Origin of the sequence: Burkholderia sp. S171, assembly GCF_009766085.1 — a bacterium.
Lineage (GTDB): Bacteria > Pseudomonadota > Gammaproteobacteria > Burkholderiales > Burkholderiaceae > Caballeronia.
The window spans coordinates 386,704-412,484 of the sequence record NZ_LMUF01000010.1 but is presented as its reverse complement, the minus strand read 5'-3'; the positions used below and the strand labels follow the sequence as shown (position 1 = coordinate 412,484).

Here is a 25,781-nt window from a genome sequence, read left to right as displayed (position 1 = left end):
GCCCAGTTCACGATCCAGCGTGGTCTCACCAACACCGTCACCGCTTATGGTGGCGTGGTGGCATCGAGCGGATATGGCGCGATGAATGTGGGCGGCGCGTTGAACACGGGCGTTGGCGCGTTCTCGATGGACGTTACGGGCGCGTTCACGAGCATCCCGAATGCGCAATCGATGCACGGCACGAGCTTGCGCGTGGGGTATAGCAAGTTCATCGCGGCCACCGACACGAACGTATCGGTCGCGGCGTATCGCTTCTCGACGGCGGGGTACTTGAACCTGAACGATGCGGCGACGGTGCGCGATATCGCGGATCACGGTGGCGATATCAACTCGATTTACAGGCAGCGTAACCGCATGCAAGTGTCGGTGAACCAGAAGCTGGGCGACCACGGCACGATGTTCGTGACGGGCTCGTCGCAGAACTACTGGAACCGGGGTGGCGCCGACACGCTGTTCCAGGCCGGCTACACGAACGGGTTCAAGTACGGCACGTACAGTTTGACGGCTGGGCGCACGCGCTCGATGGACGGTCAGTTATCGAACGACTTCATGCTGAGCACGACCATTCCGCTGGGCCACACGGCGCATGCGCCGATGCTGACCACGAACGCCTCGCATACGTCCGATGGCGCGACGAACACGCAAGCGAACGTGAGCGGTTCGCTGGGTGAAACGAACCAGTTCTCGTACAACGGATACGGCACGTATAACGCGGGCGGGAGCGCGGCGAAGAACAATGCGAACGCGGGTGCGAGCGCGACGTATCGTGCGCCTTATGCGACGTTGAATGCATCGGCGAGTGGTGGCGCGGGCACGCGTCAGGTGTCCGCCGGCGTGCAGGGTTCGGTGGTGGCGCATCCGGGCGGGGTGACGTTATCGCAGACGGTGGGCGACACGATCGGCATCGTTGAGGCGCCTGCAGCCGCCGGTGCGATGGTGACGAGTTCGCCGGGAACGAAGGTGGATTCGCGCGGTTATGCGGTGGTTCCGTACTTGTCGCCGTACAGCATGAATGTTGTGGATATTGACCCGAAGGGCACATCGACCGATGTCGAATTTAAATCGACATCAGCGCAAGTGGCGCCGCGTGCAGGCTCTATAGTGATGATGAAGTACGAGACGGTGAGTGGACGGGCGGCATTGATTCAGGCGCCGAAACTGGGTGGTGGAGCGTTACCCTTTGGAGCGAGTGTGGAAGACGAACAAGGCAAGAGCGTGGGTGTGGTCGGTCAGGACAGCAGAATATTTGCGCGCGGTCTTGAGGATCAGGGCGCGCTGACGGTGAAATGGGGCAATGGCCCGGTCGAACAATGCCGGATCGCTTATACGTTGCCGAAGAAAGATTCGAAGGCGTATAACCCCGGGTATTTGTCGCTGCAGTCGCATTGCGTGCCGGGCAGTGAGATGCAGGCGGGGGTGACCCCTGCAGTAATGCCGGCGACTGTTGCACGGCAGAGCTGATGCGAACAACACGAGGACGACCCAACGTCTGCGGCCAACGCGAACGGCATGGGATCGCACCGCCACGCCGCCGCCAGCGCCGATGGTGCCCGATCTAGGTTTCCAGCACCGAGCCCGACGTGCTTGCCGATGGCAGCAACGCATCGCTATCGTCTTTGAGCTTGACGCCCGTGAGCTTCAGTCGCGTCGCTTCAGTCAACAGGTAATGCAGCTTGAACGCCGCTGCGTCGTAGTCGAGTCCTTCAGGCCGCACGTTTGAAATACAGTTGCGCTCCGCGTCGCTTTTGCCGATGCGCGGCTCATACGTCAAGTAGATGCCGAGACTATCGGGTGAACTCAAACCCGGCCGTTCACCAATCAGCATCACCACAATCCGAGCCCGTAAAATTTCACCGATACCATCGCCCAGCGCGACCCGCGCCTGCGTGGCCACGACGATCGGACCGATGCTAACGCCCTCCAGCTTCGTGCGCATCCGTTCGAGCAGCGGTACCGCATGACCTGTGGCGGCGTAGGCCGACAAACCATCGGCGACGACGAACACGATATCGAACGCAGCAGGCGCTGCGGCCGCGTAATCGCGCAACCGCGCCGCGCTTTCATCGTTCAGTTTTCTGCCCAGATCCGGGCGCCGCAAATAATGATCGCGATCAGGGGCCGCGCTTTCGGCGTCGAGCGTTTCAAAACCCGCTGCCCGCAACGATGCATGCAGGGCGGCGACATCGAGCGGTTGATGCACGGCGTCGCGGGCTTGCGCATGCGAAAGATTAAACGCAAGCAGAGGCGCTGTCGGCAGGCTGCTGCCCGCCCGGCCGAGCGCAATGCGCGCGTTGGTAAAACGGCGCAACGCGTCCCACGGATTGGTGCTGACTGAAGAAGGGGGATCGTCGAAATCAGCCATCAGGCGCCTATCCATTCAAGCAACGGTTGCGTGGCGGACGGGTTTAATAACCGGCCGCGCGGATCGGAAATTCGCATCGATTCAAGCCACACCTCGAACTCTGGCGCGCGCCGCAAGCCGAGCACATTGCGAACATACAGCGCGTCGTGGAATGACGTGCTTTGATAGTTCAGCATGACGTCGTCCGCGCCGGGAATGCCCATGATGAAATTGACATTGGCGACGCCGAGCAGCGTGAGCAGGTTGTCCATGTCGTCCTGATCGGCTTCAGCGTGATTCGTGTAGCAGATGTCGCAGCCCATGGGCACACCAAGCAGCTTGCCGCAAAAGTGATCTTCCAGTCCGGCGCGAATGATTTGCCGGCCGTCGTACAAATACTCGGGGCCAATGAACCCGACCACCGTATTCACCAGCAGCGGATTGAACTTGCGCGCGACTGCATAACCGCGCACTTCGCAGGTTTGCTGATCGACATCGTGGTGAGCATTGGCGGACAACTCGCTGCCCTGGCCGGTTTCGAAATACATCAGGTCGTTGCCAACGGTGCCGCGCTTCAGCGACAACCCCGCTTCATGCGCTTCCTGAAGCAGCGCCAGCGAGACGCCAAAACTGCTGTTCGCTTTCTCGGTGCCCGCTATCGACTGGAACACGAGATCGACCGGCGCGCCTTTTTCGATCGCGGCAATGGTGTTGGTCACATGCGTGAGCACGCATGATTGCGTGGGGACTTCGTAGCGTTGCCGGAAGTCATCGATCATGACGAGCAGCGTCGTGATCGCATTCAACGAATCCGATGCCGGATTGATGCCGATCATCGCGTCGCCGCAGCCGTACATGAGGCCGTCGAGCATCGATGCGGCAATGCCCTTGACATCGTCGGTCGGATGGTTCGGCTGCAAGCGCACCGACATATGTCCGGGCAAGCCGATCGTGTTGCGAAAACGCGTGATGACCGGACGTTTTTTCGCGGCGAGGATCAGGTCCTGGTTGCGCATCAGCTTCGATACGGCCGCGACCATCTCCGGTGTCAGCCCCGCGCTCACGCGGATCAGCGCGGCGGAGTCGGTGGTGTCTGCCAGCAGCCAGTTGCGGAAATCGCCTACGGTGAGATGCGAAATCTCGGCAAATGCCTCAGAGGAATGATCATCGATGATCAGGCGCGTGACTTCGTCAATCTCGTACGGAATGACGGCTTCGTTAAGGAAAGTGCGCAGCGGCACTTGCGCCAGTGCCATCTTCGCCGCCACGCGTTCTTCTTCGGTGTGGGCCGTCACGCCGGCCAACTGGTCGCCGGAACGCAGCGGGCTGGCTTTCGCCAGCAGCGTCTTCAGGTCGTCGAAACGGTAAGTCCGCAGACCAATGGTTTCGCTATAGCTCATCGCGTGATCCTTTCCAAAGCTTCTCCAGGCACTGATTGCGCGGTCGCCGGCCGGCCAGCGCTTACGGCATCCGGCCAGCGTCTTGCGCAGGTTGAGCCGCGCCCTTCGCCGACGACCGGGCCTGCGGTCGATGCACGCCAATCCACACGTTAACCCGAAGTATGGGGCGAAACAGTCAACCGCCAAAAATGTGGACCCGGTAATTCGAATGGAGCCATGCCGGATCTCCGCGCGGGAAGGCGCGCAGCGCCCATCGCGACCCTATTTCCCCCGTGCGATAATCCGGCTCTCCCCATCCGGGCACTTTCGCGCGGCGCACCTTGAAAAACCTGCTTGTTTCCCTCGATCGCGTGGCCGATTTCGACGAGATTGTCGACGTCCGCACGCCGCTCGAATTCGCGGACGACCACATTCCCGGCGCGATCAACGCCCCCGTGCTGAGCAACGAGGAGCGGGTGCGGGTCGGTACGATGTACAAGCAGGTGTCGCCGTTCGAAGCGTCGCGCGTGGGCGCTGCGCTGGTCGCGCGCAATATCGCGCAGCATCTCGATACGACCTTTGCCGGTCGGCCGCGCAACTGGCGCCCGCTGATTTATTGCTGGCGCGGCGGTACCCGCTCCGGTTCCGTCACCACGGTGTTCAGCATGATCGGCTGGCAGGCACGGCAACTGGCAGGCGGCTATAAAACCTACCGGCGCGTGACGCTCGATACGCTCGACCATCTGCCCGCCACGTTTCAATACATCGCGCTCACAGGCCCCACCGGCAGCGGCAAAACGCGTCTGCTGCATGCGTTGCACGAAGCGGGTGCACAGACGCTGGATCTGGAACATTTGGCGGCACATCGCGGCTCGCTGCTCGGCGCGTTGCCGGGTGAGCCGCAGCCATCGCAGAAATGGTTCGATACGCTGCTGGTCTGCGCGCTACGCGGCTTCGATCCGGCCCGGCCGGTGTTCATCGAGGCGGAGAGCCGGCGGATCGGCACGATCTCGTTGCCCCTGGCGCTGCTGGAGTCGTTTCACCGCGGTGCGTGTGTCGAGGTCGAGGCAAGCCGCGAGGATCGCGCCACGTTCCTGCTGCACGATTACGCGCATCTTTTCGACCAACCGGAATCGTTCAAGCAGCAACTGTCGCGGCTGATCGGACTGCATAGCCGCGAGCGGGTGAGCGGCTGGCATGCGTTGATCGACGAAGGGCGGCAGGCGGAGCTGGCTCGCGAACTGATCGACCTGCATTACGATCCGGCCTATTCACGAAGCAGCCACCAGAATTTCAGCGAACTGCCGCACGCCACGCACATGCTGTTCCGGCCGAACGACGCCGATGTGATCGAGCAGGCAAGGGCGCTCCTGGCACAACTCGACGCGACGCAGCAGGCCAAGACTGAAAAGCCGCCGGTGGCGTCGGCTTGACGCCGTTTCATTCCAATACAAACTAAACAAGACCATGCAATCCACTCTTCGACAACCTCGCGTCGCACTCGGCTGGATCACGTTCCTGCTGATTGCGGTCGTCGGCCTGTTCTACGTCAAATGGTTTCCGTACTACAACCGCGCGTTCGTGGCGGCCAGTCAGCATTCCATCGGTAAATCAATCTTGATGGGCACCGCCGCGAGCGCGCCCGCGCCGTCGTGGCATGCCGCGCTTGACTATGCCATCGCCTATGGCAAGGCGATCTGGCAGGCAATGGTCCTGGGGCTTCTGCTCGGCTCGGCGGTGCAGGCGCTGATTCCGCCGCAATGGGTGGCGCGCGCGCTCGGCAAGAGCGGCTTTGGCAGCGTGGTGAACGGTGGCCTGATGTCGCTGCCGGGCATGATGTGCACCTGCTGCGCAGCACCGGTCGTGGCGGGCCTGCGGGCGCGTCAGGCGGCGCCGGGCGCGGCTATCGCTTTTTGGCTGGGTAACACCGTGCTGAACCCGGCCACGCTGATTTTCATGGGCTTCGTGCTTGGCTGGCAATGGATGGGACTGCGGCTCGCGCTGGGCATCCTGATGGTTTTCGGTCTGGGGTACGCCGTGAACCGGATGGTGACGCCGAAGGAAGCCGAAGCGTCACGCAGCGTAATGGCGAAACTGGTGACCGAGGAAGATCCGGGGACCGCGTTCACGCGCTGGGTTCGCATTCTCGGACGCATGACGATCCGGCTTGTACCCGAATACATCGTGCTCGTGCTGGTGCTCGGCGCGGCGAGGGCGTGGTTGTTTCCGCATATCGGTCCGAATATCGACAATAGCGTGCTGTGGATTGTCGGTCTCGCTATCGCCGGCACGTTGTTCGTGATCCCGACAGCCGGTGAAGTGCCGATCATCCAGGCCATGCTGTCGCTCGGCATGTCGGTCGGTCCGGCAGGCGCGTTGCTGATGACGCTGCCGCCGGTCAGCTTGCCGTCGGTTGCCATGCTCGGCCGTTCTTTTCCGCCGCGCGTACTGACGTTCGTGGCTGTTGCGGTAATCGGGTTCGGGGTCGTCGCGGGGCTGCTTGCGGTGGCGCTGGGGTTCTAGCCACGGGTGACGTAATTTGTGGCGTCCAAAACACGAGAGGCCGGTTTCAATGCGAGTTGAAACCGGCCTCTTTTTCGTGAGCGTCAGTTGTTTATTGCAGTGGATGCGCGTACCCGACAGCCGCCGCCACCACTAACGCGTAGCCGCCTGGATCAGCAGCTTGAACGGCAGCGCCAGCAGCATCGCGCCGCCCACGCCGACACACCAGAGCGCCACGAACCACACCGTGCTCTTGAGCCGCGAACCCTTGCGGCGGTTGGTATCGGTTTCAGCCTCGGTCTCAGTGATAGTGATGTTCGCCATGGCGCACCTTCCCGCGAAAAACCCAGTAACCCAGCGTCGTATAAGCGATGATCACGGGCAAGATCACCGCCGCGCCAACGAGCGTGAACATCTGGCTCGAATGCGGAGCCGCGAGTTCCCAGAGGGACACGCCGGGGAAGATGGCATGGGGCGAAATGCTCGCCACCAGGCCGCTATAACCGAGCAGCACGAACGCCAGCGCCATCATGAACGGCCGCGTTTCGTGCCGTGAACGAATGGACCGGCGCATCAGCCATGCGCAGGCGATCACGAGCACAGGCACCGGCAGGAATCGATAGAACCACGGGGTATCGAACCAGCGCGTCGCAATGCCCGCGTCCTGCAGCGGTGTCCAGATACTGACGACCGCAATGGTCCCAAGTTGCAGCAGCGTCAGCGGCCACACGATCCGATAAAACCTGCGCTGCAAATCACCCTCCGTTTTCGCGATCAACCAACAGCAACCCAGCAGCGCATAGGTGACCACCAGCGCGAGTCCGGTGAACATGCTGAAGGGCGTGAACCACGTGAAGGCATCGCCGGAAAAACGGCCGTCCGTGACTGGAATGCCATTGAGAAATGCGCCAAGCGTTACGCCCTGGAAAAACGTCGCACCCGTCGATCCGCCGATAAACGCAAGATCCCACATGTGCTTCGTGCGCGTCGCCTTCGAGCGGATTTCGAACGTGACGCCGCGAAAGATCAGGCAGACCAGCATGAACATCAACGGCAGATAAAGCCCGGACAGCACGGTCGAATAGATCATGGGGAACGCGGCGAACAGGCCGGCGCCGCCCAGCACGAGCCAGGTTTCGTTGCCGTCCCAAACCGGTGCGACGGTGTTCATCATGACGTCGCGATCACGCTCTTCGGGGAAGAACGGAAACAGGATGCCGATGCCGAGATCGAAGCCATCGAGTACGACATACATCAGCACGCCCAGTGCGATGATCGCGGCCCACGTGAGGGACAGGTCCATGTCAGGCTCCTTCGATTGAATGCGTCACGGCGGACAGCGGCCGGCGCGCAGTATGGTTGTCGTCGTCCATGCGCGGTGCGTGAGTGATGGTGCCGGGCAATGCGGGACCGGTTCTAAGGAGCTTGAGCAGGTAGTAGATGCCGGTACCGAACACAAGCGTATAAACGATGACGAAAATCAGCAGCGTCACGCCCACTTGCTGTGCGGTGACAGGCGACACAGCCTGCGCCGTGCGCATCACGCCGTAGACAACCCAGGGTTGCCGTCCTGCTTCGGTCGTCACCCAGCCGGCGAGCAGCGAGATAAAGCCGGACGGGCCCATCACGAGCACGAAGCGCTGAAACATCTTCGATTCGAACAGCTTGTTTTTCCTTCGCAGTACGAAGCCGGCGACGCTCATCAGGATCATCAGTACACCGAGTCCGGCCATGATCCGGAAGCTCCAGAACACGATGGTCGAGTTCGGCCGATCCTCTTTCGGAAACGACTTGAGGCCGCGAATTTCGCCGTCCCAACTATGTGTCAGGATCAGGCTGCCCAAGTGCGGAACGGACACGGCGTACTTCGTGGTTTCGGCTTCCATGTCCGGGATGCCGAAGAGGTTCAGCGCCGTGCCGCCTTTCTCGGTGTCCCACAGGCCTTCAATAGCCGCGATCTTCGCCGGTTGATATTCGCGCGTGTTAAGTCCGTGCTGGTCGCCGACCATGGCCTGAAGCGGGGTGAGCACCAGCAGCAGCCAGAGCGACATCGAAAACATCTTCTTGATGGCGGGATCCTTGCGGCCCTTGAGCAAGTGATACGCCGCGCAAGCCGCCACCACGAGCGCCGCGACAATGAACGCCGCGATCGCCATATGCGACAGCCGGTACGGAAACGACGGGTTGAAAATGATCTTGAACCAGCTCACCGGCACGACATGATCGCCTTCGATACGAAACCCCTGCGGCGTCTGCATCCAGCTATTCGATGCAAGAATCCAGAAGGTCGAGATCAGCGTGCCGATAGCGACCATCAGCGTGGCGCCGAAGTGCGCTTTTGGTCCGACCTTGTTCCAGCCGAACAGCATGATGCCGAGGAATCCTGCTTCCAGGAAAAACGCGGTCATCACTTCATAGGCGAGCAGGGGGCCGGTGATCGGGCCGGCGAAGCTTGAAAAGCCGCCCCAGTTGGTGCCGAATTCGTAGCTCATCACGACACCGGACACCACGCCCATGCCGAACGCCACGGCGAACACCTTGGACCAGAACAGGCATAACTCCTTGTAGACGGGCTTACCGGTTTTGAGCCACATGCCTTCGAGCACCGCGATAAAACTCGCCAGCCCGATGCTCAGCGCCGGGAAAACGATGTGGAAAGAAACCGTAAAAGCGAACTGGATACGCGCTAGATCGAGCGCTTGCTGAGTGGCATGCATGGCAGGTTGTGCAGCCATCGCGGGCGCACTCGAAACGAGCTCGCGGGCGGGCGCTGGTTGGTTGGACTAAGTACGACGGAAGTGACTGTAAGCCAGTTTTTGAGATGAATGGTGCGGCGCGGCAGGAGGCGATAATGTGCGGAAATGTCGCAATTTTTGAGATGAATGATCTGTAACTCGCTGTTTACAAATAATTTTTCTGAGACATTGTGTAGGCGGACGAAATTGCTAGTTTGCTAATTCCGCGACAATCGACCGCACTGCGTCAAAGAACGTTCGTCATGTGGAGGCGAGATAGGGCGCGTTTTGGCGCGGAACGTGTGACGACGTGATCAGCGCGATTCTCCGGTGGTGCGTCGCCATACGCCGGGTACCATGTCGGAACAGCATCGCAGGCATTTTCTGGTCGAGATAACCGGCCTGCAGCGAAGCCAACCCAACACCGCGACGGGAGAAAAACCATGCGTCTTGATGACGAAGCCGAGAGCCGCAATGTGGAAGACCGGCGTGGCGCCGGAGGAAGCGGGGGCGGAGGATTTCGCATCGGCGGAGGGCGCTCGATTGGTATCGGCACGATCGTCGTGGCGCTGGCGGCCGCCTATTTTTTCGGCATCGATCCCATGCTGATCTTGAGCGGCGGGTCGACCGGACAGAGTGGTTCATACAGCCAGCCACAGACGCAGCAACGGCAGATGGACCTGCGCGCTCAGCCGCAAGCAAGCGCGAACGATCAAGGCGCAGTGTTCGTGCGCCGGGTGCTCGGCAACACCGAGCGCACGTGGCAGCAGATTTTCCGGACCCGCTACAACCAGGATTACCCGGCGCCCAAGCTCGTCCTCTTCACCGGCGGCACCGCGACGGCGTGCGGAACCGGTCAGTCAGCCATGGGGCCGTTCTACTGCCCGAACGACCGGACGGTGTATATCGATTTGTCGTTCTATCGGGAGTTGCGCGACCGCTTCGGCGCGGGCGGAGATTTTGCGCAGGCGTATGTGATTGCGCACGAAGTCGGCCACCATGTGCAGAACGTGCTGGGCATCATGAATAAAGTCGATGCTGCCCGGCAACGGATGTCGCGGGAACAGGCCAACCAGTTGTCGGTGCGGGTCGAGCTGCAGGCGGATTGTTTCGCGGGTGTTTGGGCGAACGTGGCCCAGAAGAACAACGCGAAGCTGATCGAACCCGGTGACTTCCAGGAAGGGCTGAACGCGGCGGGCGCAATAGGTGATGACCGGCTGCAGAAGGAGACGCAAGGACGCGTGGTTCCGGAAGCGTTTACGCACGGCACGAGCGCGCAGCGGCAGCGCTGGTTGAATCGCGGATTGGCGACGGGCGATCTGGGGCAGTGCGACACCTTTGGCGCCAAAACGCTCTGAGCGTGTCCTCTTTCTGGGCACCGCACGACGCAATTTTCAATGCCAAGGCGCCTGCACGTCAGGCGCTTTGTTCGGGCAAGACCGTGAAATAGTAGTGAAGACCGTTATTTCGACGGATAATTCGGGCAGAACGCGCGCCGCAGAACTTACCAATCCTGACAGCGCGGCTTTACGCCAATTTATAGAATTCCGGCTTTCGAATCGATCATGACCCGAACCGCTTTCGAACTGCCGAAAGCGCGACCGGTCAAGCGATCCAGCCGACCGGTGCACGGTTTCATGCGTTCTCGCCTGAAACCGTGCACCGGCGAATTAAAGGTCCCATAGCATCCCCATGAAGCGAATCCTGATTGTCAAGGTGACATCATTGGGCGATATCGTCGAGACGCAGCCCGTGGTCTCCGATCTTCGCCGTGCATTTCCGTCCGCCAAGATCGACTGGGCGGCAGACGCGGCCTTCGCCGACATCATTCGTTGGAATCCAGCGGTTGACCGCGTGTTGAGCGCGCCGCTGCGCAAGTTCAAGAAAGCACGAAGCTGGGCGGATTTGAAAGACATTGCCGCGTCTATCGGAGAACTGCGGGCCGAGAAATACGACGTGATCCTCGATATCCATGGCGTGTACAAGAGCGCGATCATCGCGTTCCTGGCTCGCGGGCGGCGGCGTTATGGCTACAAGAACAAGGATCTGGGCGAACTCGGTGCGGCGTTTGCGTACAACAAACGCTTCGGGCCGCGGCCGAAAACGGACGCATGGCGCGGCATGCGCGTGAGCGTGGCTGACGCGCTGGGTTATTCCTTCGATGAAACCCCCGGCTTCAATCTTCGCCTGCCGCCGCTGGCTACGCCGCTGCAGCTTCCTCAAGGCGCGCCCATCGCCATGCTGTTCCACGCCACTTCCGCCGATGAAAAGAAATGGCCGATCGACCGATGGGCCGAGACGGGGCGTTCGCTAACGGCGCGGGGTTATCGGATCGCGTTGCCGTGGGGTACTGAAGGCGAACGCCGGGAGGGCGAGCAGATTGCGGCGCTCGTGCCGGGTGCAATCGTTTTGCCGAAGCTGACCGTGACCGAATGCGCGCATTGCATCGAGGCGTCGGCGCTGGTTGTGGGCATGGATACGGGGTTGGTCCACCTGGCGTATGCGCTGGGCCGGCCCACGGTGATGATTTTTACGGCAACGTCGCGCGAGCATTTCGGCATTGGTGCGTCGACGCATTCGGTTGCTGTCGGGGACCAGGGTGCGCCGCCCAATGTCGCGTCGGTGCTGGAAGCAATAGAAGGCGTGTTGACGGGATCCACGGCGGCCGCCGCTCACGACGTAGCGACGGGGGCGGTGTCCTGATTCGAGTCGTTAAAGCATCTCGAAGAGCGCGTTCAAGCGGCCGAAAACCCCTCTGGGAACAGTCGTCCGAGCGCTGCTTCAAAATGCTCGATGGGCGCCGCGCCGCGTAACGCAATGGGCGGCGGCGGTTCCTCATTGCCCACACCGTCACGCGACAGCACGACGAACGGCACGCCCGTTACGCCGAGCTTCTTCGCAAATTCTTCGTCTTCGATCACCGCGTCGGTGAGTTCATCGCCGAGCAACGCTTCTTCCAGCGATTCCGGATCGATGCCGCACGTGGCGGCAATATCCAGCAGCGCATCGGTGTCGCCGATATCGATGCCGTCCTCGAAATACGCCTTGAAGATCGCACGATGCACCACGTCGAAACGACCCGATTCGCGCGCGAAAAACGCGGTCTCGAACGCCTTGCGGCTATGCGGTTGAACCGGCGGCAGGCGTAGCAACAAACCGCGTTCGATAGCGATCGGGTAGACCGAGTTTTCCCAGGTTTCATGCAGGGTGTCGCTATCCGGATCGATCGCGGAAGCGGGTTCGGGACGCAGTTCGAACGCGTGCCAGCGGACTTCGACGGCGTCGCCATAGGTCTGCTTGAACTGGTCGATGACCGGCACTTCCAGATAGCAGAAAGGGCACACGAAATCGGACCACACGTCGAGGTACAGCTTGGAGCTTGTCATATAAGGCTCGTTCAAAATTAGTCCAAAATTCTACCCGACATTGGGCTTTAGCCGCGTCCGCACTTTACCCGGCTATCGCGGTAGAGCGACGGGGTTTCTGCGACCCGTCTGCGCTGTCTTGCCGTCGAGCAGTGCGTGCAACACGGCACGACCGAAAGGGGTAGGACGCTCGTTCGTGATAGGATCCGCCCACTATTAAACAGGGGGCCGCAATGGCATTCAAAGAAACGAAGGGTAATAAGACCGTTGAGGCACTCGTAATGCCGGCACCGGGCGCAATGTTCAAGGGCTATATCCGCGTTGTTACGGAACACGTAAACGGGCCCATTGGCCAGACAATTGGACGCGGATGTGGACGTCCGGTCAAAACCGAGCAGGCTGCGCTTGAACTCGCAGAAATCGAAGCACGCCGGGTAATCTCGGGCAAGTAAGTGGGAAAAGCAGCTCTGAGCGACCGCTCGGAGCTGGCCGGCAGTGACAAAAGCCAGAAACACCCTCCGTAAAATTCTGCATTCCTCTGTTTTTCGCGCTTAAAACCCACCGTCCAGTTCGATCTTCGTGCCGTCGCTAAAGCGGCTTAGCCGGAACGCTTGCGGGTCCATCAGCGGTTTATCGTTCGCGACCATATCGGCCATCAGCTTCCCGGCACCCGGCCCGATCCCGAAACCGTGACCCGAAAATCCCGTGGCGATAAACATTCCCGGAACCTGTTGCGCGGCCGAAATTACCGGCACCGCATCCGGCGTGACGTCGATATAACCCGCCCATGCCTGCGCCACTTTCACGTTCCCAAGCCCCGGAAAGAGCGCTCGGAAAGCGTCGATGGCGACATCGTTGAATTTTTGGGTCGGCGCCGGATCGAGCGTGCGAACGGTTTCGAAGACAGTAGGCTGATCGAGCTGCCATGTCCGAGGCCGGCGTAGCTCTTCAAAAAACCGCTCGCCGAATGTGAAGTCCATCGACCTGAACTGGCTTTTCAGCGCCGGGAGGTATTGGCTGAATAGCCGGAAGCTGTCGGGCGTAATCTCGGCCAGGCTGCGGAACGCATTCGCGATCGTGTAGCCGCCATCCAGCCGCTTGCGGTATCCGACTGTCTGGTTGCACGCACTGACTTCAGGCCCACCGCTGACCGGTTCCGTGCGCAGCACCGACGACCTCACACTCAGCTGCGGCAGTTCAACGCCAACGCTGCCCGCGAACAAGCGTGTCCACGCACCGCCTGCCACCACCACACTCGAGCAGCGGATCGGACCGTATTCGGTCACGACGCCACTGATCGCACCCGCGCTCGTTTCGATACCCCGCACCGCACACGGCGTTAAAACCTTCACGCCCTTGGCTCGCAGCGCGTGGGCAATGGCCGGTGCCGCGCGCTGTGGTTCCGCGCGACCATCGGAGGGTGTGTAGATGCCGCCGGGAAATTTGCGCGCGGTGCCCAACATCAGCGCGGCGGTTTCGTCGCTGGATGTGATGCGTGAGTCGATACCCTCGCGGCCCACCAAGCTAACGGCGCGCGCCAGCCAGCTTTCGTGATCGGCGAGGGCCTTGAGGTCGTCGGCGGCGTAGAGGATGCCGCATTCCCGGAATCCCGTATCGATACCAAGCGTACGGTCCAGCTCTCGCCACAGCTTGAGGCTTTCCAGACTGAGTTCAAGCTCGCGCAAATCGCGATGCGTCGCGCGGCACCAGCCCCAGTTGCGGCTGGATTGCTCACCGGCAATATGGCCTTTTTCGCAGACGGCTACCGAAACGCCTTTCTCGGCGAGAAAAAGAGCTGTGCTCACGCCAATAATGCCGCCGCCGATAACGACAACATCGACGCGCTCGGGCAAATCACGATCTTCAACAACTTCAACGACTTGCGGACCCATCTATCCTCCTTGAACAGAGTGGTTGCCGGAAAACGGGTCCGGCAACCTGCTCACTGTGTTTTCGGGCATCCTGTGTGCTTCGCTCAACCCGATGGCGCGTCAAAGCCGGCGGCGTATTTTCAAGCCGGCTTGGCAGTCGATTCCATGCTGCGGCGGTACGCGCGGCATATCCACCCTGACTTTCTGGAGAACACTCGTGCAAAAAACAGCATCGGCCAAATGGAGTGGTGGCATCAAGGACGGTAAAGGTTACATTTCGACGCAAACCGGCGTTTTGAAAGACGCGCCCTATGGTTTTGCAGCGCGTTTCGAAGGCGGTCCCGGAACGAATCCCGAAGAGCTGATCGGCGCTGCGCATTCGGGTTGTTTCACAATGGCGCTGTCACTGCAACTCACGCAGGCGGGGCTCACGGCGGAAAGCCTCGAGACGAAGTCTACCGTGACGCTAGACAAGGACGGCGACGGGTTCTCGATCACTGCCTGCCATCTGGACTTGAAAGGCAAGGTTCCCGGTACCGACAAAGCCACGTTCGAAAAGCTCGCCAACGCGGCGAAAGAGGGTTGCCCGGTGTCCAAGCTATTCGCTGGAAACGCGAAGATCACGCTGAACACGGAATTCATCTCCTGAGTTTAAGTTGATGGGCTACTAAGGGCGCGGCCGCGTAACTGGCCGCGCCCTTTTTTGTGCGGGGTGAGCTGCCCGTGACCGTCGCGAGGCCGCAGGTCGAACGCCGAGGACCTGCCCACGGAGACTCAACGAATCAATTGACACGCGCCACCGTCTAAAATCAGGGGCGCGACTTATCCACATTTTTTGTGGATAGCCATGTGGACAACATGCGTGAGCACCGGCCAACTCATTGACGCGTAACGATTTACGGTTCCCCAACGTTTCGAAGGCAGGAACGCCGTCCACCGCCGGCAATGCATCTTCGGACGGTTGTTGCAAGCCCTGCAACCGCCGTTTTTGTCGAGAACCTGTAATCTGACGGCACTTTCAAGCAATCGAGCCGAACTGACCGAACTGAACCCTACTGTCGGTCAGCCTTCCTCACACTTCCATCCACACGCAGCACCGCCCTGGAGCATCAATGAAATTCAAGCTGGACTGGACGTGCATTGCGCCATTTGCCGCACTTGTCATCCTGGGACTGACGTTCGCCATGCCGAACGGCTTCCTGTTGATACTCTCCGCCGTCGCCCTCGCGTTCGCCGTATTCGCCGCGATCCATCACGCTGAAGTGGTGGCGCATCGCGTTGGTGAGCCGTTTGGCACGCTGGTGCTCGCAATAGCGGTCACGGTGATCGAAGTGGCGTTGATCGTCTCTGTCATGCTGACCGGCGGCCCGGAAAAGGCAGCATTGCCGCGCGATACGGTGTTCGCCACGATCATGATCGTCTGCAACGGGATCGTCGGGCTTTGCCTGCTTGTGGGCGGCATGCGCCATCACGAGCAGAATTTCCAGCTGCAGGGTGCAAGCGCAACGCTCGCTGTCCTGTGCGCGCTGTCGGTCCTGACCATGGTTTTGCCTGATTTCACCAGCACGGTGATCGGGCCGGGGTTGTCGACCTCGCAACTGGTGTTCGTGGGCGTGACGTCGCTCGTGCTTTATGTGGTCTTCGTGTTCGTGCAGACGGTGCGCCATCGCGACTATTTCCTGCCGCCCGTGCCTGCGCTCGATCCGAACCGAGGCGAATCCGACGATGTTCACGCGCCGCTGCCGACCAACGGTTTCGCACTGGCCGCTGGCGGTTTGCTGCTGCTCTCGCTGATTTCTGTGGTCGGGCTGGCGAAACTGCTTTCGCCAGCGGTCGAGGCAGGCGTCGCCCGTGCTGGCGCGCCCGAAGCGGTGGTTGGTGTGGTGATCGCTGCGTTGGTGCTGCTGCCGGAAGGCGTCGCCGCATTGCGCGCGGCTCGGCTTAACCGCTTGCAGACGAGCTTGAATCTGGCGCTTGGATCGGCGCTGGCGAGCATTGGACTGACCATTCCGGCAGTGGCGATGGTGTCGCTGGCGATCAGCCAGCCGATCGCACTTGGCCTCGGACCGAAGGAAATCGTGCTGCTCGCACTGACCTTGATCGTGAGCGTCCTGACGCTTGGCACCGGACGATCGACCTTGCTTCAAGGCGTGGTTCACCTTGTAATTTTCGCGACCTTCCTGTTTCTTTCCGTCGTGCCCTGATTGCGTCTAGCGGGGTAGCGGCGCATTCCCGGCGCCCGGAACCGTCTTTGCGCAAAAGGCTGGACTCAATCCGGGAAAGAGCCACGCGCTGTTGCGTTGACGCTTCATGACCCCGCTGATCTCAAAATATTTTTGCAATGCAGCATCGAATGCGTATAATAAGGGTATTCCCTAACGGGTAATCCCTTATTCGCGCTGAGGTGCTCTCATGAAAACCACCGCTCAAAGTTCGCTGCTCGTTTCGTTCGGTTCCTGGTTCCGCAAGACGAAGGCTGTTGTTCGCCGCGAAGCTGCTCACGCGCTGAACCTGCATCTGCAAAATTGCGCAGTAGTGGCCGAAGCGTATCGCCGGAAGTAAATCGGCTGGAGTTTGGCTGATTGCTGAATCAACGTATCGATGAGCCGTTTTATCGCTCTCGAACGTCGATTAGCGTGTCTTGTAAAAGCGAAGGCGGTTGCCGGAAAAGTTGCCGGCAACCGGGGGTGTTAAGCCTATTCGTACTGACTGCGCTAGATGTTCACTAGCCCATCAGGTCAGATTGCCCATCCGCCGAGATAAAACGCGGCGAGCACTGCGGCAATCACCACCGTGCCAACGTTCAGCTTCTTGTATTCGCCGGCTATCACGCGCCCGATTACGAGGGTGCAGAAGCCGAGCATGATGCCGGTCACAATATTGGCCGACAGCACAATGAATACGGCGCAGACAAGACCGGACATGGAGTCCACCAGATCGTCCATGTGAAGCTTGCTCACACTCGCCAGCATCAGCAGGCCGACATACATTAGCGCCGGAGCCGTTGCGTACGCGGGCACCAGTCCGGCGAGCGGCGAGAAGAACATCACCAGCAGGAACATCACGCCAACGGTCGCGGCCGCCAGACCCGACTTCGCGCCTGCCGCCACGCCTACCGTCGATTCAATATAAGCCGCCGCCGGCGCACCGCCCAGGCACGCAGCCACAATCGAGCTGACCGAGTCCGCCGTCAACGCCCGGCCGCCGTTCACTATCCGGCCTTTCTCATCGATTTGACCTGCCTGTCCCGCAACCGCGCGAATCGTGCCGGTGGCATCGAAGACGGCTGTCATCACCAGCGCGAACACACTAGGCAGCACGGCCAGCGACAGCGCGCCGCGAATGTCCATGGCGCCGATCAACGAAGCATGTCCGGGCGCGCTCAGCGAGGGCAGCGCGAACACGCCGGTGAAACGGACGGCGGGATCGAAGGCCAGTCCCAGCGCCGACAACCCGACCACCACCAGCAAGATTCCGCCCGGCACGCGCCGGCGTTCCAGACCGATGATTGCCGCGAGTCCGAAGATCGACATCAGCACCGGAAACGCGGTGATATGGCCAAGCGAAACGGGCAAACCAGCACCCGGGTTCTTGACGATCAGGCCGACATCGTTCGTTGCAATCAGCAACAGGAACAAGCCGATACCGATCCCCGTGCCATGCGCGACGCCTGCCGGCAGATTGCGCAGGATCCACGAGCGCACGCCGGTGACGGAGATCGCGGTGAACGAGACGCCCATCAGGAAGACGGCGCCGAGCGCGACGGCTGGCGAGAGCCCTTTGCCGAGCACCAGCCCGAACGCGGTGAACGCGGTGAGCGAGATTGCGCAACCGATGGCGATCGGCAAGCGCGCCCAGATGCCCATCAACAGCGAGCCGAATGCGGTCGTCAGGCAGACCGCCACGAAGACGGCGCGGGTGTCGAATCCGGCCTTGCCGAGCATCTCCGGGACGACGAATACGGAATACACCATCGCCAGGAAGGTCGTGATCCCGGCAATGACCTCGCGCCGTTGCGTACTGCCGCGCGCACTGATCTGAAAATATTTGTCGATCAATCCGCCGGATTGGGACGCGGGTGCGTCATCCTGGATGTCGATACCGGCAAGCGGCTGGATGTGGGGTTCCATCATTGAGCTGTTCTCCTTTATCAGCAGGCTGAAACAAGCGCGCCGGATGGTCTCGGGAGACCGGGCGGCGCCGTCTTCAGGGTCGTCTCGATAGGTTTATTTGTAGTGTTGGCGGGGGCCAACGCATTGGACTGGGGCCAGCACAGAGACTAGGGCAACATTAAGCCGCCTCCAATCTCAAAAATGGGATTCCAGTCATGCCGCGATCCTTATAAGGTCCGTTTCAGCACGGCTTTGAGGGAATACGTGTACGCCTTAAAAGTAAAGCAAAGCAAAAGGGCCAGGTCATGAATGACCCGGCCCTTTTGTCTGCCTTGAACCGACTGGAACGAATGCGGCCGCTTACTGGATCACGCGCGTCACGCCCCGTCCACGCGGATCGGCAACAGGTTCCGGCGTCTTGTCATCGATCTTGATGACCTGGATATCGCCGTTGAAACCTTGCTTCGCGAGCGTATATCCCTTTGCCTCCAGTTCCTTCGCGAGATCGCCGTCAATGGGTTTGTACGGCTCCCAGAAGATCGTGTTCGGCGGCAGCAACTGATGATGAAAGCGCATTGCAGCGACTGCTTCAGGCAAAGGCATGGAGAAGTCGTAGACGTTGCTGATCACCTGGAAGATCGATGTGAAGATGCGCGAACCGCCCGGCGTGCCGATCACCATGGCAACCTGATCATCCTTCGTGAGGATGGTCGGTGTCATCGAGGAGAGCGGGCGCTTGCGCGGTTCGATGGCGTTGGCGTCGCTGCCCACCACGCCGAACATGTTCGCTACGCCCGGCTTGGATGAGAAGTCGTCCATCTCGTCGTTCAGCACCACACCCGTGCCGTCGACCACCACACCGGAGCCGAAATAGCCGTTAATGGTGTACGTATTCGATACCGCGTTGCCCCACTTGTCGACCACCGAGAAGTGCGTGGTTTCAGCCTTCTCCGGCATCGTGGTGCCCAGGCCCGGAACGACGCTCTTGGTATCCGACGGCGTGTCGGGATTGACCTCCGATGCACGCTTCAAGATGTAGTCGTCGTCTATGAGCTGCGCGATCGGCACCTTGTAGAAATCGGGGTCGCCGAGATATTGGGCTCGATCCGCGAACACGCGTTTTTCAATTTCCGCGGTCAGGTGAATGTACTGGGCGGAATTGAGCGGCACGTTGGCATACTTGTCCTTGAGATCGGCCTTCATCTTCAGCAACTGGACGAGACCGATACCGCCGGAACTCGGCGGCGGCGCAGTGATGATCCGATACCCGTTCCAGCTCGCGAGCACCGGTTGCCGCCAGACCGCCTTGTATTCCTTCAGGTCCTTTGACGTGATCAGGCCGTGGCCGGCCATGGCTGTCGAGATCAGATCCGCCGTCTGGCCTTCATAGAAGCCCTTCGCACCCTTGTCCGAGATGCGCTGAAGCGTGGCTGCCAGCTCCGGCTGCTTGAAGTTCACGCCTTTATTAAGGTTTCCGAAGTAACTATCGAAGTTGGTCTTGCCGGCGAAGTCCTTCGACGCCGCATCCTTGCGTTCCTGCAATTGGTCGCTGACTTCAAAGCCGTCCTGCGCGTACTTGATTGCGGGCGCGACGACCTGTTTCCATTTCAGCTTGCCGAAGCGCTTTTGCGCTTCCCACATGCCCGACACCGTGCCGGGTACGCCGACTGCGCGATACCCGTACAGGCTCATGCCCTTGATGACTTCGCCTTTGTCATCGAGATACATGTTCTTCGTGGCGGCAATGGGGGCGCGCTCGCGATAGTCGAGGAAGTACGGACGATGATCCACGTAGAGCGTCATGAAACCGCCGCCGCCCAGGTTGCCCGCTTCCGGGTAGGTCACCGCCAGCGTGAAGGCGATCGCGACGGCTGCATCAACGGCATTGCCGCCTTCCTTAAGGACTTGTTCGGCGGCGTCGGCCGCGAACTTGTCGGCGACTGCCACCGCTGACGCGGTCAGGACCGCGGGTTGCGGTGCGACTTTCGCGTAGGCGGGACTGCTTTCAACGAACCCGATCGAGAGCGAAAACACCGTAGCAGCGAGCGTTCCGAGCGCAAACGGACGTGCGTGATGCAGCGAACTCATGGACTTCTTCATGGACATCTGGCTCCTCCTGAAATTGGGCGTCCGCCTGGGGTAATGATCATTTCCCGTCGCTTTCCCGTCGTTTTTCCGGCGAAGCGCTTAGGCGGAGACGCTCCGGGGCTTATACCACGGGCCTAATTGATTACGAAAGGGTGGGAAGCCCCGTGCCTGAGCTTGAGCAGGGGCGTGATGGTCCGGCGTGGAGGGCGACAAGCTATGCGATCTCCACGGCCACGGGACGTTGATCACGACCTGAGCTAACGGCGTCTCGCCGCCCCGGTGAAAGCGCGAAGCCGGACGCGCGTGCGTCAGGCCTCCTCGGTATCCGCGGATGCCGGTGTTTCGTCGAGGGAGTAGGTTGCCACCACACGCAGCACGGACTCACGGAACGAAGCAACCAGGTCCGAGCGGATGCCGCTGCTCGGATACGACAGCACATATTCGTATTCGATCGCGGCATCGAACGGTCGCACGACCACGCCGTGCGCGCGCCACACCTTGGCTGCAAACGGTTCGACGATCGACACACCCAGGCCGCCCGCGACCATCGCATAGCGCGTGTGCGCGGTATCGGTCAGCACCGTGTAGTTCGCCCGGTCTTCGCCGGCAGCGAATAGCGATTGCTCGGCCGCATAGGGTTGCCTTGAATTCGGCACCCAGCCGATGATGCGTTCGCCGCGCAGGTCTTGCGCCCGCACGGTTTTTTTCTTCGCCAGCCGATGCGACGCCGGCATTGCACACTGCGCCCGTGCATGGATCAATTTCTCGACCTCGATGCCCGCAACCGCCGCGAACGCTTGACTGATGGCGACATCGGCCTTGTGGTTCTGCAGGATCGTGAGCACTTCGGGTACTTTGACCGAGTCGACACGAATGGGCACGCCCGGATGGCGTTCGACAAAGTCGGCCAGGATGGGCGGCAGCAGGGTGCTCGCGATCACCGGCATGCACGCGACAGTGAGCCCTTCGGACGCCTCGTCGCGAATGATCTCGGCGACCTGCCTCAGGCGGTCCAGTCCCAGGAAATTCTCCTCGACCGACTTATAAAAACGCAACCCTGCGTTAGTCGGATTCAAGCGGCCGCCCACACGGCTAAAAAGGCTAAAACCGAGGTCAGCCTCTAAATCCGCAATCAGGCGGCTGATGGCGGGCTGAGTGACGTGCAGCGCGCGCGCGGCCCCAACACTGGTACCCATCATGATCAACGAGCGGAAAGCTTCTATCTGGCGAAAACGAATCATTGTCTTGAATCACCCTCCATGAACCTCAAGGACGCCGATGTTAGCGCGAACCAAGCGTGCCTGCCGATTTACGGTCGCGCGCGCGTAGATAAAGCACAGGTGAAACACGCAGCCTCCTGCCTATACCCAAAACGCATGGCCTATAAGCACATGTGAGTGGATTCCACTTTATTGCTCTGAAATACTCCCCGCGAACTCGCCTGATGTCGTCAGTTCGTAGGATATGTGTAAATATTTTTGAAGGTAATTGTTGGTGAAGGAGACGAATCTACGACGAGGCAAGGTACACGATGCCAGTCCTTGATCGATAAATTCGAAAGCGAAATGTTAGGTGGGCTAAGATGCTGGCCGCCGTCCGTCTGCTTCGGCATGCGAAGCACGGTACATAGCGACAGATAGCCACACATAACGGCACGCATCGCCGCGTTGCACAGGGTCAAAAGCCCTTTTGCTCCGCCGATCAGTGCTTGATGAACACATAAAAAATAAGGTTTCCCATGACGTTGTTTGCAGCTCTCGTTGCCCGTAGCACCTGCGTTGACGCGTTTTTTCGTCCGGGCGATGCTGTTCATCGCCGCGTTTCAGGCAAGTGGCTCCCCGCCCTTGCAGCGAGTGTTTGCGTTGTAGCCGCAAGCAATGTTCATCTGGCTCATGCGGCTATCGTGCCGCCCGGCGTGCAGCTTGCTGCCAAGCAGGAACTGGTGCGCAACAACGCGTCCGAGGTGGAGACGCTCGATCCGAACCTGGCTGAGACTGTGCCGTCCAACAACGTCACGCGCGACCTGTTCGAAGGCCTGACCGCAACCGATGCCGACGGGACCGTCGTGCCGGGCGTGGCGGAAAAATGGGAGCAGAAGGATGCAACCACGTGGATATTTCATCTGCGAAAGAATGCGAAGTGGTCCAACGGTGAGCCGGTGGTCGCGAACGATTTCGTGTACGGCTGCCAGCGCCTTGTCGACCCGAAGATTGCGTCAACGTACGCCAGTACCTTTGGCATCTTCTTGCTGAACGGCGCTGAAATCGTGGCGGGCAAGAAGTCACCGGACACGCTGGGCATCCGCGCAATCGACCCGTACACGGTCGAGATCAAGACGCCGTATCCGGTGTCGTTCATCCCGGAACTGATGTCGAATACGAATCTCGGTCCGATCAACAAAGCGGCCGTCGACAAGTACGGCAAGGACTGGACCAAACCCGGCAAGCTGGTGAGCAATGGCGCGTTCATGCTGAAGGACTGGCAGGTGAACAACAAGCTCGTGCTGGCACGCAATCCACAATACTGGGATGCGGCTCATGTTCAGTTGTCGCAAGTGACCTATCTGCCGGTCGAGAGCGAGACCTCGGACATCAAGCTGTTTCAGTCGGGCGACAACGACTGGGTGTATCAGTTGCCGTCCGGCATGTACCCGAAATACAAGCAGGAGTTCGCCGCCGACATGAAGATCGCGCCGATGCTCGGACTGCGCTACTACTCGTTCAATAACAAAGATCCCTTGCTCAAGGACGTGCGCGTGCGCCAGGCGCTCTCCATGGTGATCGACCGCGACATCCTCGCGCAACGCGTCACCGCGGACGGGCAGATCCCTGCGTACGGCGTCATTGTGAAGGGCGTGAAGGGTGCGGATGTGACCGCGTATGACTGGTCGACGTGGCCGATGGCGAAGCGCGTTGAAGAAGCGAAGAAGCTGCTCGCACAAGCGGGCGTCAAGCCGGGTACGACGTTGCACTTCGCGACGAACACCAGCGACTATCACAAGAAAATGGCTATTTTTGCGGCCTCCGAGTGGAAAACGAAACTGGGTCTTGACACGCAGATCGACGCGATGGAATTCAAGGTCCTGCTGAAGAAGCGTCATGCCGGCGACTATCAGATTGCACGCAATGGCTGGGTCGCGGACTATAACGACGCGACCACGTTCCTGCAGCTTGTGCAATGCGGTTCGGATCAGAACGACAGCTTCAACTGCAATCCCAAGGCCGACGCGCTGATCAAGGAAGCCAACGAAAGCACGGACCAGGTTAAACGTACGCAGTTGCAAACCCAGGCCGCGAAGCTTGTGATGGACGACTATCCGATCCTGCCGCTGCTGCAATACACCACGGTACGGCTGGTGAAAAGCTACGTGGGCGGGTATTCGCTGAAGAACCCGATGGACCGTTACCGTAGCAAGGACATGTATATCGTCGCGCATTGAGCGGGACGTAAATTCTCGCAATACTATCCAGCAAACAGCAAGAGGCGGTTACCGTGACGCGTTTTGTCGCGATGCCGCCAGGAGAGATGTCCCATGTGGTCCTATACGTTGAGGCGCGTGCTGCTGACGGTGCCTACGCTGTTGATTGTCGTCACCGTCTGCTATCTGCTGCTGCATGCTACGCCGGGCGGTCCGTTCGACGGTGAGCGCAAAGTGTCCGCCGAAGTGCTCGCAAACTTGCAGGCGAAATACCATCTCGGCGAGCCTTTGTGGAAGCAGTATCTGCTGTATCTCAACAGCCTCCTTCACGGTGACCTCGGTGCGTCGTTTCGATACGCCGACTGGAGCGTCAACGACCTCGTGCTGCGTGCATTGCCGGTGTCCTTGACCATTGGCGGTGTGTCCATGGTGCTCGCCATTGTGCTTGGCGTGGCGCTCGGTATTGTCGCGGCGCTGTATCGCAACAGCCCGGCGGATTATCTGCTGATGATCATCGGCAACGCGGGGAGTGCGTTTCCTTCGTTCGTGATCGGACCCGTGCTTATCCTGGTGTTCGCGATCCTGCTGAAGTGGCTGCCGGCCGGTGGCTGGAACGGCTTTCATGTGCGCTACATGGTGCTGCCGATTGCGCTGCTGACCATCATCAACGTGGCGACCGTGGGACGCGTGACACGCGGCAGCCTGATCGAGGTGATGAACACCAACTACATTCGAACTGCCTATGCCAAGGGCTTGTCGCGATGGACCGTCGTGATGCGCCATGCGCTGCGCCCGACGATGATTCCCGTGGTCTCCGTGATCGGTCCGCTCGCGATCGGTTCGATCACGGCAGCGGTCGTCACCGAATCCGTGTTCTCGTTGCCGGGCATCGGCAAGCTGATCGTGAATGGCGCGGCCAACCGCGATTACACGCTTGTGCTGGGACTGGTCGTGCTGGTGACGGTGGTCGCGGTACTGCTTAACCTGCTGGTCGATCTCGCGTATGCGTGGCTCGATCCGAAAATCCGCTACTGAAATAATGAGTCAACCAGCATGAGGTCCGCAATGAAACAAGGAACGCTCGTCCCCGCGCTCGAGAGCGTGCTGGCCGTGCCGGTGGAAGGCCGCAGCCCCTGGCAGGACGCCCGTATGCGCTTCGCGCGCAACAAGGCCGCCGTGGCAAGCCTCGTGATCCTGCTGCTGATCACGCTGGCCTGTGCGATCGGCCCCATGTTGCTGCCGAACGCCTTCGATTCCACCGACTGGAACATGATGAGTTCCGCGCCAACGTTTGCAAACTGGCATCTGTTCGGCACGGACGACACCGGCCGCGACCTGCTCGTGCGCTGCCTGGTTGGCGGCCGCGTCTCGCTGATGATCGGCGGGCTCGCCACGCTGACGTCAGTCACGCTCGGCATTGTGTGGGGCGCTATCGCGGGCTTCGTAGGCGGCCGCGTGGACAACGCGATGATGCGTATTGTCGACATGATGTACGCGATCCCGTACCTGCTGATCGCCATCCTGATGGTTACGCTGCTTGGCCGCGAGTTCTACCTCGTGGTCCTGACCATTACGGTGTTCTCGTGGATGGACATGGCGCGCGTCGTGCGTGGCCAGACGCTGGCGATCCGTTCGAAGGAATACATTGAAGCGGCGCGCGCTATCGGCGTTTCCACCAGCGGCATCATCCTGCGCCACATCGTCCCGAACCTGCTCGGCATTGTGGCAATTTACACAACGGTTACGGTTCCTGGCGTTATTCTTACGGAGTCCGTGCTATCGTTTCTTGGACTCGGCGTTCAAGAACCGATGACCAGTTGGGGCGTGCTGATTCAGGATGGCGTTGGCGTGATGGAAACAGCGCCGTGGATTCTCCTGTTCCCGGCGGCGTTGTTGTCGGTGACGCTGTATTGCATCAACTTTGTTGGCGACGGTCTGCGCGACGCGCTCGACCCGAAGGATCGGTAAGC

Annotated in this window: 23 protein-coding genes; 12 read left to right on the top strand and 11 right to left on the bottom strand. The window is 60.4% G+C overall.

Annotation, left to right across the window (positions count from 1 at the left end):
• A partial coding sequence (locus tag GSQ93_RS07570; RefSeq protein ID WP_158935024.1) for a fimbria/pilus outer membrane usher protein occupies nucleotides 1-1,461 on the top strand: 1,461 nt, incomplete at its 5' end.
• 94 nt (nucleotides 1,462-1,555) lie between these two features.
• Here GSQ93_RS07570 and eutC read toward each other — a convergent pair.
• Together eutC and GSQ93_RS07560 are read right to left on the bottom strand one after the other, a co-directional pair.
• The gene (gene eutC / locus GSQ93_RS07565) at nucleotides 1,556-2,362 is read right to left on the bottom strand and encodes an ethanolamine ammonia-lyase subunit EutC (protein ID WP_158934993.1); all 807 of its coding nucleotides are present in this window, start codon (nucleotides 2,360-2,362) and stop codon (nucleotides 1,556-1,558) included.
• Nucleotides 2,362-3,741 (bottom strand): ethanolamine ammonia-lyase subunit EutB, encoded by a 1,380-nt coding sequence (locus tag GSQ93_RS07560; RefSeq protein WP_158934992.1) that lies wholly within the window; start codon nucleotides 3,739-3,741, stop codon nucleotides 2,362-2,364. The genes eutC and GSQ93_RS07560 overlap by 1 nt, the downstream gene beginning before the upstream one ends.
• Nucleotides 3,742-4,061: 320 nt before the next feature.
• Between GSQ93_RS07560 and mnmH the strand changes: the two genes are divergently transcribed.
• Both mnmH and GSQ93_RS07550 read left to right on the top strand, forming a co-directional pair.
• Nucleotides 4,062-5,153, top strand: a complete 1,092-nt coding sequence (gene mnmH / locus GSQ93_RS07555; RefSeq protein WP_158934991.1) for a tRNA 2-selenouridine(34) synthase MnmH — start codon at nucleotides 4,062-4,064, stop codon at nucleotides 5,151-5,153.
• A 34-nt stretch (nucleotides 5,154-5,187) separates the two neighbouring features.
• Nucleotides 5,188-6,243, top strand: a complete 1,056-nt coding sequence (locus GSQ93_RS07550) for a permease (protein ID WP_158934990.1) — start codon at nucleotides 5,188-5,190, stop codon at nucleotides 6,241-6,243.
• A gap of 132 nt (nucleotides 6,244-6,375) precedes the next feature.
• On the opposite strand, the gene GSQ93_RS07545 is transcribed toward GSQ93_RS07550, so the two are convergent.
• The 3 genes from GSQ93_RS07545 to GSQ93_RS07535 are packed head-to-tail and all read right to left on the bottom strand — an operon-like array spanning nucleotide 6,376 to nucleotide 8,939.
• Nucleotides 6,376-6,546 (bottom strand): hypothetical protein, encoded by a 171-nt coding sequence (locus GSQ93_RS07545; protein WP_158934989.1) that lies wholly within the window; start codon nucleotides 6,544-6,546, stop codon nucleotides 6,376-6,378.
• Nucleotides 6,524-7,525, bottom strand: a complete 1,002-nt coding sequence (gene cydB / locus GSQ93_RS07540; RefSeq protein ID WP_158934988.1) for a cytochrome d ubiquinol oxidase subunit II — start codon at nucleotides 7,523-7,525, stop codon at nucleotides 6,524-6,526. Before cydB ends, GSQ93_RS07545 begins: the two co-directional genes overlap by 23 nt.
• 1 nt (nucleotide 7,526) lies before the next feature.
• On the bottom strand, nucleotides 7,527-8,939 hold the full coding sequence (locus tag GSQ93_RS07535) for a cytochrome ubiquinol oxidase subunit I (RefSeq protein WP_158935023.1): 1,413 nt from the start codon (nucleotides 8,937-8,939) through the stop codon (nucleotides 7,527-7,529).
• Nucleotides 8,940-9,400: 461 nt separating this feature from the next.
• Between GSQ93_RS07535 and GSQ93_RS07530 the strand changes: the two genes are divergently transcribed.
• Together GSQ93_RS07530 and waaC are read left to right on the top strand one after the other, a co-directional pair.
• Complete coding sequence (locus tag GSQ93_RS07530; protein ID WP_158934987.1) at nucleotides 9,401-10,315, top strand: neutral zinc metallopeptidase; 915 nt, start codon at nucleotides 9,401-9,403, stop codon at nucleotides 10,313-10,315.
• Nucleotides 10,316-10,649: 334 nt separating this feature from the next.
• Nucleotides 10,650-11,660, top strand: coding sequence for a lipopolysaccharide heptosyltransferase I (waaC, locus tag GSQ93_RS07525; RefSeq protein ID WP_158934986.1), 1,011 nt, complete (start codon nucleotides 10,650-10,652; stop codon nucleotides 11,658-11,660).
• Nucleotides 11,661-11,692: 32 nt separating this feature from the next.
• On the opposite strand, the gene GSQ93_RS07520 is transcribed toward waaC, so the two are convergent.
• Nucleotides 11,693-12,343, bottom strand: a complete 651-nt coding sequence (locus tag GSQ93_RS07520; protein ID WP_158934985.1) for a DsbA family protein — start codon at nucleotides 12,341-12,343, stop codon at nucleotides 11,693-11,695.
• A gap of 212 nt (nucleotides 12,344-12,555) precedes the next feature.
• Here GSQ93_RS07520 and GSQ93_RS07515 point away from each other — a divergent pair, with 212 nt between their 5' ends.
• Nucleotides 12,556-12,774, top strand: a complete 219-nt coding sequence (locus GSQ93_RS07515) for a hypothetical protein (RefSeq protein ID WP_158934984.1) — start codon at nucleotides 12,556-12,558, stop codon at nucleotides 12,772-12,774.
• A 99-nt stretch (nucleotides 12,775-12,873) separates the two neighbouring features.
• On the opposite strand, the gene GSQ93_RS07510 is transcribed toward GSQ93_RS07515, so the two are convergent.
• Nucleotides 12,874-14,214 carry an FAD-binding oxidoreductase gene (locus GSQ93_RS07510; RefSeq protein ID WP_158934983.1) on the bottom strand — a complete coding sequence of 447 codons (1,341 nt, stop codon included), beginning with the start codon at nucleotides 14,212-14,214 and terminating at the stop codon, nucleotides 12,874-12,876.
• A 196-nt stretch (nucleotides 14,215-14,410) separates the two neighbouring features.
• Between GSQ93_RS07510 and GSQ93_RS07505 the strand changes: the two genes are divergently transcribed.
• The 3 genes from GSQ93_RS07505 to GSQ93_RS07495 all read left to right on the top strand — a co-directional run bounded on the left by GSQ93_RS07505 (nucleotide 14,411) and on the right by GSQ93_RS07495 (nucleotide 16,755).
• Complete coding sequence (locus GSQ93_RS07505) at nucleotides 14,411-14,842, top strand: OsmC family protein (protein ID WP_158934982.1); 432 nt, start codon at nucleotides 14,411-14,413, stop codon at nucleotides 14,840-14,842.
• 463 nt (nucleotides 14,843-15,305) lie between these two features.
• The gene (locus GSQ93_RS07500) at nucleotides 15,306-16,397 is read left to right on the top strand and encodes a calcium:proton antiporter (protein WP_158934981.1); all 1,092 of its coding nucleotides are present in this window, start codon (nucleotides 15,306-15,308) and stop codon (nucleotides 16,395-16,397) included.
• Between the two features lie 208 nt (nucleotides 16,398-16,605).
• Nucleotides 16,606-16,755 (top strand): hypothetical protein, encoded by a 150-nt coding sequence (locus GSQ93_RS07495; protein ID WP_158934980.1) that lies wholly within the window; start codon nucleotides 16,606-16,608, stop codon nucleotides 16,753-16,755.
• A 176-nt stretch (nucleotides 16,756-16,931) separates the two neighbouring features.
• Here the strand turns inward: GSQ93_RS07495 and GSQ93_RS07490 are convergent, their stop codons facing one another.
• The 4 genes from GSQ93_RS07490 to GSQ93_RS37595 form a co-directional block, all read right to left on the bottom strand.
• Nucleotides 16,932-18,326: an NCS2 family permease gene (locus tag GSQ93_RS07490; RefSeq protein WP_158934979.1), complete on the bottom strand. Its 1,395-nt coding sequence runs from the start codon at nucleotides 18,324-18,326 to the stop codon at nucleotides 16,932-16,934.
• A gap of 339 nt (nucleotides 18,327-18,665) precedes the next feature.
• On the bottom strand, nucleotides 18,666-20,393 hold the full coding sequence (gene ggt, locus GSQ93_RS07485; protein WP_158935022.1) for a gamma-glutamyltransferase: 1,728 nt from the start codon (nucleotides 20,391-20,393) through the stop codon (nucleotides 18,666-18,668).
• 308 nt (nucleotides 20,394-20,701) lie between these two features.
• A complete protein-coding gene (locus tag GSQ93_RS07480; protein WP_158934978.1) occupies nucleotides 20,702-21,634 on the bottom strand; it encodes a LysR substrate-binding domain-containing protein in 933 nt (310 codons plus the stop codon).
• A gap of 209 nt (nucleotides 21,635-21,843) precedes the next feature.
• On the bottom strand, nucleotides 21,844-22,206 hold the full coding sequence (locus tag GSQ93_RS37595; RefSeq protein ID WP_174254583.1) for a hypothetical protein: 363 nt from the start codon (nucleotides 22,204-22,206) through the stop codon (nucleotides 21,844-21,846).
• Between the two features lie 90 nt (nucleotides 22,207-22,296).
• Between GSQ93_RS37595 and GSQ93_RS07475 the strand changes: the two genes are divergently transcribed.
• The 3 genes from GSQ93_RS07475 (at nucleotide 22,297) to GSQ93_RS07465 (ending at nucleotide 25,779) form a co-directional block, all read left to right on the top strand.
• Complete coding sequence (locus GSQ93_RS07475; protein ID WP_254073791.1) at nucleotides 22,297-23,832, top strand: peptide ABC transporter substrate-binding protein; 1,536 nt, start codon at nucleotides 22,297-22,299, stop codon at nucleotides 23,830-23,832.
• A 93-nt stretch (nucleotides 23,833-23,925) separates the two neighbouring features.
• Nucleotides 23,926-24,846 carry an ABC transporter permease subunit gene (locus GSQ93_RS07470; protein ID WP_158934976.1) on the top strand — a complete coding sequence of 307 codons (921 nt, stop codon included), beginning with the start codon at nucleotides 23,926-23,928 and terminating at the stop codon, nucleotides 24,844-24,846.
• 30 nt (nucleotides 24,847-24,876) lie between these two features.
• A complete protein-coding gene (locus GSQ93_RS07465; protein WP_174254586.1) occupies nucleotides 24,877-25,779 on the top strand; it encodes an ABC transporter permease subunit in 903 nt (300 codons plus the stop codon).
• Nucleotides 25,780-25,781 lie beyond the last annotated feature (2 nt).